The sequence below is a fragment of the Acidocella sp. MX-AZ02 genome (assembly GCF_000306035.1).
GTDB classification, from domain to species: domain Bacteria; phylum Pseudomonadota; class Alphaproteobacteria; order Acetobacterales; family Acetobacteraceae; genus Acidocella; species Acidocella facilis.
Map to the genome: position 1 here is coordinate 332,549 of NZ_JH976208.1, position 8,503 is coordinate 341,051.

General features: G+C 65.9%; 8 protein-coding genes. 3 read left to right on the forward strand and 5 right to left on the reverse strand.

The genetic code is table 11. The annotated features are described in order from the left end of the window. Window positions 1-78: 78 nt before the first annotated feature. Window positions 79-1,236 carry a hypothetical protein gene (locus tag MXAZACID_RS09855; RefSeq protein ID WP_144052740.1) on the reverse strand — a complete coding sequence of 386 codons (1,158 nt, stop codon included), beginning with the start codon at window positions 1,234-1,236 and terminating at the stop codon, window positions 79-81. Next, window positions 1,229-1,939, reverse strand: coding sequence for a dienelactone hydrolase family protein (locus MXAZACID_RS09860; protein ID WP_008494159.1), 711 nt, complete (start codon window positions 1,937-1,939; stop codon window positions 1,229-1,231). The genes MXAZACID_RS09855 and MXAZACID_RS09860 overlap by 8 nt, the downstream gene beginning before the upstream one ends. 157 nt (window positions 1,940-2,096) lie before the next feature. Between MXAZACID_RS09860 and MXAZACID_RS09865 the strand changes: the two genes are divergently transcribed. Continuing rightward, a complete protein-coding gene (locus MXAZACID_RS09865; protein WP_008494160.1) occupies window positions 2,097-2,489 on the forward strand; it encodes a hypothetical protein in 393 nt (130 codons plus the stop codon). A 9-nt stretch (window positions 2,490-2,498) separates the two neighbouring features. Here MXAZACID_RS09865 and MXAZACID_RS17815 read toward each other — a convergent pair whose 3' ends face one another. Further along, on the reverse strand, window positions 2,499-3,599 hold the full coding sequence (locus MXAZACID_RS17815) for a Hint domain-containing protein (RefSeq protein ID WP_008494161.1): 1,101 nt from the start codon (window positions 3,597-3,599) through the stop codon (window positions 2,499-2,501). A 269-nt stretch (window positions 3,600-3,868) separates the two neighbouring features. Next, window positions 3,869-4,990 (reverse strand): type III PLP-dependent enzyme, encoded by a 1,122-nt coding sequence (locus tag MXAZACID_RS09875; protein ID WP_008494162.1) that lies wholly within the window; start codon window positions 4,988-4,990, stop codon window positions 3,869-3,871. A 313-nt stretch (window positions 4,991-5,303) separates the two neighbouring features. Between MXAZACID_RS09875 and MXAZACID_RS09880 the strand changes: the two genes are divergently transcribed. Further along, the gene (locus tag MXAZACID_RS09880; protein ID WP_008494163.1) at window positions 5,304-6,023 is read left to right on the forward strand and encodes a response regulator; all 720 of its coding nucleotides are present in this window, start codon (window positions 5,304-5,306) and stop codon (window positions 6,021-6,023) included. A gap of 17 nt (window positions 6,024-6,040) precedes the next feature. After that, window positions 6,041-7,513: an ATP-binding protein gene (locus MXAZACID_RS09885; RefSeq protein WP_008494164.1), complete on the forward strand. Its 1,473-nt coding sequence runs from the start codon at window positions 6,041-6,043 to the stop codon at window positions 7,511-7,513. 130 nt (window positions 7,514-7,643) lie between these two features. Here the strand turns inward: MXAZACID_RS09885 and MXAZACID_RS09890 are convergent. Next, on the reverse strand, window positions 7,644-8,503 hold an 860-nt coding region (locus MXAZACID_RS09890; RefSeq protein ID WP_008494165.1), incomplete at its 5' end, for a CHAD domain-containing protein.

Consider the following 8,503-nt stretch of genomic DNA (forward strand, 5'->3'; position numbering starts at 1 on the left):
GCGGCCCCTCCGGCGGCTTTCCACCGCTGCTGCGCAGCGGCGGAACCTTGGCCGCCTCCGCCCAAAAACTTTTGCAAATTAAAGCGGATTCACGCTCAGCGCCGCCAACCCGGCCCAGCTCGTGGCACTCAGCGAGGGCCGGCGGTAATAGTTGAAATCCGCCTCCGGCACGCCCTTCTGCAGGGAGGGCCCAATTTTCAGCCCCGTCCCCAGAACCGGCGCCACCGTCGCATACACATAGCCCTGCGGCGACAAATTCCCCGCCACCGTCTGCAAAAATGCCGAAGCCCGGGCATCCCCCAGCCGCTTCAGCGCCAGCGCCGCAAACGCCGTGCCCTCCAGCCAGATCCCGTCCGAGGCGCTGGAAAACCCGATGCCATCGCCATGCTGCAACGCGTCCACCGCCGCCGTCGCGCTCGCCTTGTCGCCAATCCCGGCCAGATACGGCCAGATCCCGGCATCCGCCGCCAGCATCGCCCCCGGCTTGCCATCCGGCGCCAGCCCGGTCTTGAACAGATGCGCCTTCGCATCATAGGCCGCCTTCACAAATGCCCTGGCATGGGCTGCATCTTCCGCCCGGCCCAGCCGCGAGAAGGCCACCGCCAGATCGAGATTCTGCTCCGTGCTCTCCCAGGTGAGTTTCTGCTGCGCCTGATCGAACCCGTAAAACCCGCCATAATAGCCAAGCGGGGCGCGCAGCCTCTCATCCAGGAAATTCCCGGCCTTGTTCGCGGGGGTTGTCATCCCCAGCGCCTGCCAGAGCAGCATCGCCCAGGCCACCGGCCCGGTATCGGTGCCGACCTGATACGGGTCCTCGTCCCACTGATTGGTCTTTTTGTTCCAGAAACCGGGCAGCTTCGCCGGGCTGGTCATCACCCCGGCGGCATAGCCGTTGCGCAAGCGGCCATCGTGAAATGTCCGGTCATGCGCCTGCGCCATCGCCAAAGCCTGACCGATGCGCAGCGCCTCATCCTTATGCCCGGCCGCGATCAGCAGCAGCCCGGCCAGCGCATTGTCGTAAACATAGGCGGCATTGGCCTGGGTCAGGTCGAAATCATCAGCCTTCGGCCCGGTCTCCACCAGATAGGAATTCAGCAGCACCGGGCCATCACCCAGTGCCGCCATCTGCCCGCGCACCGCCTGCACCAGCCGGCTGGCCAGATCCGGCGCTGCCCGCGCCAAGGCGGGCAGCGCCAAAGCCCCCGCGCAAACCGCGCGGCGTGTCAGCTTAGTCAAGGATTTCGGCGAGCAGCTCGGTGGTGTGACCATTGGCGATGGTCGCGGCGCGGGCATCGTAATGCACCCCGCCAACGCGCGCGAAGGCGTGCTGCACCTCGGGGAACACGAAAGCGTCCACCCACTCATTGCCCTCCAGCCCCTCGATCAGCTTCTCCCGCCCCTCGGCCGGGAAGAACTCATCCTCATCGGCGATATGCAGCATCAGCGGCGCCTGGATGCGGTCGAATTCCGGCAGCAGGCTGTCCAGCCCGACACCGTAATAGGACACATTCACGTCCGAATCGGAGCGCGTCGCCATCATCACCGCCAGGCGCCCGCCGAGGCAGAAACCGATGGTGCCGGCATTGCCATTGCAGCCCGGCAGCTCACGTGCCTCGGCCAGGGTGGTCTTCAGATCCTCGATGCCCTTATCCTGGTCGAAGCGGTTCATCAGGTCGAACGCCTTCTGCCATTCCGCGTCGCTCTTGTCGGAGATATTCACCCCCGGCTCCAGCCGCCAGAACAGATCCGGGGCGATGGTGATGAAGCCCTGCTCGGCAAGCGATGCAGCCGTCTCGCGCAAACTGTCATTGACCCCGAAAATCTCCTGGATCACCACCACCGCGCCGGCTTCCTTGCCGGCCTTGAGCCCCTTGGGCTCCCAGACGAAGGCCGAAAATTCGCCGCTCTGATCCGCCGCCTTCAGTTTGATCTCGCGCATTCTGCTCTCCGTTTTTTTGATGTCGTCCGGCCGGAATGGCCGGTCGGGGCGGAGTGTAGAAGAAGCGCGGGGAAGGCGCAAAAGTGCTTTGATGAACAAAAATTGCAATTGATAATCATTATCAATTGTGCGAGGGTCAGGCATAGGAGGTGCAGCCATGACCCTGTTGCAAGCTGAGCCGGGTTTGAGCCGGGCGGAACGTGTGGCCTTGTGCGCATTGCGCCGGGCGGTGGGGGGGCAGGCGGGGGCGGCCAGTCTGGTCTGCCCGTTCGGGCTGGGGCGCGATCAGGCGCAGATCCATCGCGCCTTGCTGGCGGTCTGGCAAGGGCGGCAGGCGGATTGCGCGCGGGCCTTGCCGCTGCGCCCGCCCGGCGGGTTTGCCGTCACCAAGCTGGAACGCCGGCTGCTGCGCGCGGTGGCGGCGGCGCTGGCGGTGCATGGCTATTGGCTGGAGGCGCCGCGTGAAACCCCGCCGCTCGCCGCCTCCGCCATGCGGGTGGCCAGCCAGCGCAGGCTGGATCTCGCCACCGCCCAGGTCGCCTGGCCGTAAAGCCCGCCTTCAGGCGGCTTGGGCCTGGCCCAGCGCCTGGCGCAACGCTGCTGGCAGCTGCCGGGCGGATTTCACCCGCGGCAGTTTCATTTCCTGAATCGGCGGCATCGCCGCCTGCGGGCCGCGCGCCGCCCAGTTATTAAAGGCCAGCCGGTCGATATGATCGACGAAGCTTTCCGAAGCCGCACCTTCGGCCAGCACCAGCGTATGTTCGGCCAGCTCCAGATGGTAATAGGTGAAGCGCTCCGGCATCTGCGCCTCACGCTGGATGCTGCCGCCATTCACCATCGCCCCGGCCTGCACCAGCACCCCGCCAAGCAGAAACGCATGGTCGGGCGAGCAGCGCAGATCCCGCCGTGGCAGCCCATTCCCCAGCGCGCCGGCGCGGATGCGCACCGGGCCGACACGGATCGGGTCGGCGAAGGCGCGGACAATCTGCTGCTCGCCCAGCCAACGCAGCGGCATCAGCCGGCCATCGGCGCAGCGGATCAGATCGCCCGGGCGCAGGCTCTCCACCGGCTTTTCCCCGTCATGCGTCTCAATCAGCGTGCCGGCCATGAAGCAGACGGCCTGGCCGGTGGCGAGATCCCATTGATAGGGCGAGCTGGCGCCGGTCGTGTCATGATGCGCCGTGCCGGAAGCGCCCCGGCCGAGGCTGTTGGAGTGGCTGCTGCTGGGGGTGACGAAATACCAGAGCCCGGCCCCGCCTGGCAGCGTGTTCGCGATGAAGCCGCTGACGCCGTCGATCGTGGCGGTGCCGTAATAGTAGCTCGGGAGGCTGAAATCGCCGATGTTCAGCTTGAAGCTTTCGCCGGTGATCGCGGTGTTGACGTCACCCAGCAGGTTGGCGAGGGCGCCGGTGGCGGTTGAGGTGACACTCACCGCGATATGCAGGGGGGAGAGAATGCTGGCGGTGGCGCTGCCGCCGCTCCCCGGGGTGAGCGCGATCGCATAGGCGGTCATGCCGGTTTCCGTGACTCCGCCCTTGCCGGAGCCGTCGCCATCCCCGTCCCCGTCCCCAAAGCCGGGCCATGTCCAGCTCCCCGGCGCGCAACCGAACCAATTGCTTGGCCAGGAGGAATCGTCAAAATTTTGATAAATTGAGTCCATTTGTAGGTTCGCCATAAAAACCTCTCTTGTTCTCAAAATTAGGTAAATTTTGAGTCGAAGTAAAATTTGAGAGACATATTTAGGGCAAATTTTGAGCAGGCGATGTTAAAAAAATAATAGATGTGTCACAAAATAAATCTCCTGACTCCGCGTTGGCGGTGTCAGGCGATTTGATCGGCGCGTTAAATTTACTTACGCAACCTGCTGCTGCGGCGGTGTCGGGGCGCGGGGCGCCAGGCTGAGCCTTTCCGGCTCAGCCGCCACAACCCTCAGATGTAATGCTCCGCCAGCGGCGCGAAGCCGTTGAAGTTCTGGCTGGCATAGCTGGTCACGTAGGCGCCGGCGTCGTGGATCAAAACCCGGTCGCCGGACTGCAAATCGAGGGGGAGGCTGAAGGATGTCTTTTCATACATGACATCGACCCCGTCGCAGGACGGGCCGGCCAGCACCACTGGGCCGGTGGGTCCATTGCCGGCGGTGATGCGATAGCGGATCGCCTCGCCCTCGGTCTCCGCCAGCCCGCCATAGCGGCCAATATCCAGATACACCCAGCGCCGCTCATCCTGCGGCATGCGCCGGCAGACCAGCACCGCCTCCGCCGCCACCACCCCGGCATTGCCGACCATCGCGCGGCCCGGCTCGATCAGGATGTCCGGGATATCATTGCCGAAATGCGCGACCATGCTGTTCATGATGGCATCACCAAAGGCATCCGCCTCGGGCACGTCTTCCTGGTAGCGCACCGGAAAGCCGCCGCCGAGATTGAGCATCCGCATCGGCAGGCCAGCCGCCTTCAGGTCGGTGAACAGCATCGCCACTTCCGCGATCGCCAGCTCATAAGCCAGCGTGCCGGTCTGCTGCGAGCCGACATGAAAGGAGAGCCCGTGCGGCACCAGCCCCAAGCCAGGGGCGGCCAGCATCAGCTCCCTCGCCTTTTCCAGCGTGGTGCCGAATTTCTTCGAGAGCGGCCATTCGGCGCCGATATTATTCACCGCCAGCCGGCAATAGATCTTTGCCCCTGGCGCGTGCTGGGCGATCTTCTCCAGCTCCTCGCGGCTGTCGAAGGCATAGAGCGGCACCCCAGCCTTGTAGGCCGCCTGGATGGCGGAGGGCTTCTTCACGGTGTTGCCGAAAGAAATCGCCGCAGGCGCGGCCCCAGCCTCCAGGCAGGACTGGATTTCGGGCCAGGAGGCGGCATCGAAGCAGGAGCCCGCATCAGCCAGCAGCCGCAGGATCGCGGGCGCCGGATTGGCCTTCACGGCGTAATAGATCGAAGCCGCCGGCAAAGCCGCGCGCAGCCGGGCATAATTCTCCGCCACCTGGTCCAAATCCAGCACCAGGCACGGCGTCGCGGGCTGCGACGCCAGAAAGGAAGCGAGTTTGGGGGTCATGGCCCTCAAGTCCTTCTCTCAAATGCCCGCCTGTTCACGCGGCGGGGCAGGGTTATCGAAACGGTCGAACGAACCAGCCGACTTCCAGGTCGCCGGAGGGCTTCCCAGTCGTGCTGCCAGAACGCTTGACGCCGTTGCGTAACCGGAGAGCCGGCAGAGGCACGTACGTTGCTGCGTGAGCGCGCATTAGAGCCAACGGCCCAGGGGGGCAAGCGTTTTTTTCGTGGCCCGGACTGTTGCGGTTCAGGCCCGAATTGTCACGTATTGCAACCTCATCTGCCCAAAGCCCCAGCGGATCGCTATTGTAACAGCCATGGACACCCTGCCGCACATACTCGTCGTCGATGACGACCGTGAAATCCGCGATCTGCTGGCGAAATTCCTGGAGCGCCAGCGTCTGCGCGTGACCGCCGCGCGCGATGGGAAGGAGGCCCGGCGCGCCTTCCTCAACGGCCATTACCAGCTGGTGGTGCTGGACCTGATGCTCCCCGGCGAGGGCGGGTTGGAGCTGGCGCGCTGGTTCCGCGCCGAGACCAACGTGCCGATCATCATGCTCACCGCGATGGCCGATGAGACCGACCGGATCATCGGGCTGGAGCTGGGGGCGGATGATTATGTCACCAAGCCCTTCAACCCGCGTGAGCTGCTGGCGCGCATCCGCGCGGTGCTGCGCCGTACCGCCGAGGCGGAGGACCGCGCCGCCGACCAGACCGCGAAAACCTACCAATTCGCGGGCTGGGTGCTGGAGACCGCGCGCCGGCGCCTGCTGGACCCGAGCGGCACCGAGGTCGCGATCACCGGTGGCGAGTATGATCTGCTGGTCGCCCTGCTGGACCGGCCGAACCGGGTGCTGACCCGTGACATGCTGCTGGACCTGCTGCGCGGCCGCCAGGCCGGGCCGTTCGACCGGGCGATCGATGTCGCGGTCTCGCGCCTGCGCCGCAAGCTGGAGGATGACGGGCGCAACGCCCAGCTGATCAAGACCGTGCGCGGCGGCGGCTACGTGCTCTCCACCCCCGTCGAGCGGCTTTGATCTTTCGGCGGCTGAGATTGGGCTGTTTCAGGACGCGCCTGCTGCCGCACAGCCTGGCGCGGCGGACGATTCTGTTCCTGCTGGTCGGCTTCGCGCTGATCCAGATGCTGGGGCTGCTGGTGCATACGGTGAACCAGATCAATCTGCAGCGCCTGGTCGAGGAGCAGGAATTCGCCACCCGGGCGGCGATCATCTATCGCCATATCGCCCTGGCGCAGCCGGATAACCGCGCCCTCGTGGCGGCCCGCGAGCCGGTGCCCAAGGGCGACACGGTCAGCCTGACCATGGTGCCGCCCCAGCAGGGCACCCTGCCGATGCCGCTGCCGATGGCCGAGGCGGTGCGCGCCGGCATCTTCACCTATGGCATCCCGCGCCCTATCCATCCGCGCGGCATCGTGCTGCGGATCATCCCGCATCCGCTGCGGCTGATGGTCAGTTTCGGCCTGCCGGACGGGCTGTTCTTTCCGCCGCTGCCCCCGCCCGATGCCGGCCCGCCCGATCACGCGCAACCGCCAGATGGCTTCCCTGACGGCCCGCCGCCCTTCGCCTTTCCCTCGCCGGACGAGCTGATGCCGCCCTTGATGTGGCTGACGGTGACGACCGAGCTGCATCCCCCCGCCCCTTGGCGCTCGCCGGGCTTCGCCACCGCCTTCATCGTGATGATGCTGCTGGGCGGCATGATGATCACGCTGGCGGTGCGGCAATTGCTGGTGCCGGTGAAAACCCTGGCCCGCGCCGCCGAACTGTTCGGGCGCGACGTGGTCAATGCCCAGCCGCTGCCGGAAACCGGCCCGGAGGAGATCGCCACCGCGGCGCGCGCCTTCAACACCATGGCCGCGCGCATCCGCCGCTTCGTCGAGGACCGCACCTTCCTGCTCACCGCCATCGGTCATGATCTGCGCACCCCGATCACCAGGCTGAAACTGCGCGCGGAATATATGGAGGATGACGAGCAGCGGGCGAAAATGCTGGCCGATCTCGACGAGATGGAAGCGATGGTCGCCGCCACTTTGGCCTTCGGCAAGGACATCACCACCACCGAGCCGCTGGCCCGGCTGGATCTGGCCAGCCTGCTGCGCACGCTGGTGGACGAGGCGGGGGATCTCGACCCCGAGCGCGCCGAGACGGTGGATTACCAGGGCCCGCTGCATCTGCCCATCAATGCAAGGCCGCTGGCGCTCAAGCGCGCGCTGAGCAATCTCATCACCAACGCGCTGAAATATGGCGACGCGGCGCGGGTGCGGCTGCACCCGCCGGTGAAGGGCACGCTGCGCATCGAGATCGAGGATGACGGGCCGGGGATTCCGGTGGCGGAGATGGAGCGCGTCTTCGAGCCCTTCCACCGGCTGGAGACCAGCCGCAACCGGGAAACCGGCGGCTCCGGGCTCGGCATGTCGATCGCCCGCAACATCATCCGCGCCCATGGCGGGGATATCGCGCTGGCCAATCTGGCGCAGGGGCTGCGGGTGAGCGTGACGCTGCCGGTTTGAAAGTTTTGGGGCTGTCCCAGATAAGTTTCCGGCTTATACCTTCAACGCCTTGAAGGATCGACATCATGGCCAGATGAATGAAGATCTGGGACAGACCCAAAGTTTTTGCGGGTTTTGAAAAAACCCTCGGTCAGACGAAAAGCTTGGTGTTCTTGAATTCCGCCCAGGCGGCGTTCAGCGCCCGGGGCTCGCCCAGGGCGGCATGCGCGGTCCAGCCGAGCACGATGCCCAGAGCCCGCAGCGCCTCCGGCGTGCCGCCCTGCAACCGCGTGGCCAGCCCTTCGGCGGTCGCCATATCGTTGAGCTTGCCCAGCTCCTCCTGCAACGCCGCGGCGGCGCGGTTGAAGTTTCGCACCTTGCCCTTCTGCGCGCACAGCCCGCCGAAAAACTCAGCCGCATAGCGCAGCTTTTTCAACTCGATGCGCACCAGATGGCGGTCATGCGCCGGCAGCGCCGCCAGATGGCGCCCGCGCTTGCGCAGCTTGCGATGCAAACGCTGCAAGCAGATGGCGCCGAAATCGCTAGCCGGGGCGGCCAGTTGCGCCAGCGCCTCCACGGGCAGGCCGCCGCGCCAGCCGCGCCTGGCGATGAAGGCCTCGGCGGTGATGATGAAGCGCGTCGTCGCCGGATCATCCAGCAGCGCGCGCACGGCATCATAGCCGGCGGCGCGATGGGTCCGGCATTGCGCCGCCAGCGCCGCGAAGCCGCGCTCCTGCGGGAAGGCATTGGCCGGCCCGTCTTGCAGCATTTCGATGAACACGTCCCAGTTGCGCGCCTCGCCCATGGCGTTGGCGATGCGCTTGGCCTCCTCGCGCAGCAGCAGAAACTCCCCACATGGCAGCGCCCGGTTGAACAGCCCCAGCGCCGAGCGCAGCCGGCGCATGGCCACCCGCATCTGATGCACCGCCCCCACCTGGTCTCCATGCGCGAACACCGCCCAGTTGGCGCGGAACTGGTTGAGGGCAGGATTTATGACGTTATGCACCGCCT

Coding starts and splice junctions, on each gene's coding strand:
- MXAZACID_RS09875 (WP_008494162.1), bottom strand. CDS start 4,990: ATGACCCCCAAACTCGCTTCCTTTCTGGCGTCGCAGCCCGCGACGCCG.
- MXAZACID_RS09880 (WP_008494163.1), top strand. CDS start 5,304: ATGGACACCCTGCCGCACATACTCGTCGTCGATGACGACCGTGAAATC.
- MXAZACID_RS09865 (WP_008494160.1), top strand. CDS start 2,097: ATGACCCTGTTGCAAGCTGAGCCGGGTTTGAGCCGGGCGGAACGTGTG.
- MXAZACID_RS09860 (WP_008494159.1), bottom strand. CDS start 1,939: ATGCGCGAGATCAAACTGAAGGCGGCGGATCAGAGCGGCGAATTTTCG.
- MXAZACID_RS17815 (WP_008494161.1), bottom strand. CDS start 3,599: ATGGACTCAATTTATCAAAATTTTGACGATTCCTCCTGGCCAAGCAAT.